This is a genomic window from Gluconacetobacter entanii (assembly GCF_013155425.1).
Taxonomy (GTDB): Bacteria; Pseudomonadota; Alphaproteobacteria; order Acetobacterales; family Acetobacteraceae; genus Novacetimonas; species Novacetimonas entanii.
Map to the genome: position 1 here is coordinate 1 of NZ_JABJWD010000060.1, position 941 is coordinate 941.

Annotated in this window: 3 protein-coding genes; all 3 read right to left on the bottom strand. The window is 63.8% G+C overall.

All coding sequences use genetic code 11. The features are described from left to right. Positions 1–344 (bottom strand): hypothetical protein (locus tag HNH97_RS11450; protein ID WP_171790979.1); only part of this gene is annotated, 344 nt, incomplete at its 3' end. Beyond that, positions 341–601 carry a hypothetical protein gene (locus HNH97_RS11455; RefSeq protein WP_171790980.1) on the bottom strand — a complete coding sequence of 87 codons (261 nt, stop codon included), beginning with the start codon at positions 599–601 and terminating at the stop codon, positions 341–343. The genes HNH97_RS11455 and HNH97_RS11450, both read right to left, overlap by 4 nt. Before the next feature lie 2 nt (positions 602–603). Beyond that, positions 604–941 (bottom strand): hypothetical protein (locus tag HNH97_RS11460; protein ID WP_171790981.1); only part of this gene is annotated, 338 nt, incomplete at its 5' end.

Below are 941 nucleotides of genomic sequence, written 5' to 3' on the forward strand. Positions count from 1 at the left end.
GGATAGGATGGCAGCGGCTCAAACTGCCGTGGCGGCCGACCCGCATTGGCATCCAGTTCGTGGACCAGAAGCCGGGCGGCGATCGCCTGCGCGTAAACCTCCTGAATCACATCATCCCGCGCCCATAACTGGCGTGTCAGCACGTCGATCCGCTGGATGTGCTCCGCGATCATCTCGCGGGTCTGCGCCACCAGCGCCAGTGCCTGCTGTCCGGCCGATAGCTGCTCCTGCCGCTGCGCCAGCCGGTTCTGGGCCACCTTCCCATACCAGCCACCAACCAGTCCCAGTGCGGTCTCGATCAGGCCGGACCACGCATTCACGACCTCGAACACATGCCCGATCATGACGCGGATACCGTGCCGACCTGCTTGCCATTGGCCAGCAGGTTGCCGTTGCCGTCCACCACGACCAGGGCAACACCACCGAACGCGGCGGCGATCTGCTGGGCACACGGCACAGGGTCCAGGACGGTGTCGTCAGACAGGGTGACGGTCAGGTTCCCCGCCCCGTCGAACGCAACGGATTTGATCGACACGGGCGCGGTCGCGGCATTGCCGGGCGCAATTTCCACCACCTGCGGCTGATTGGTTAGCAGGCTCACACTCACGCCGCGCCTCCCGGTGTGGTTACGCCAGCAATCACACTGACGAAAAACGTCTCGCTCGACTGGACCGTGCCATCAGGCCAGACGGTGCGCAGGTCGCACCGATACTGTCCCGGCAACCACGCGCCGGTATCCCCGGCATACGTGATCTGGACAACACCCGTGCGCCCTGTGACCGGTTGGACAGTCAAGGCCACCAGCATATTGCCCAACGCATCACGCAACTGGCTGGAAAACGTGCATCCCGTCAGGTCCAACACAGCGCCATCATGGCTTCGGATCAGGGCCGCAAGACGGAACGTGTTTCCCTGCTTGATGACGAAACCGCTCATGATGG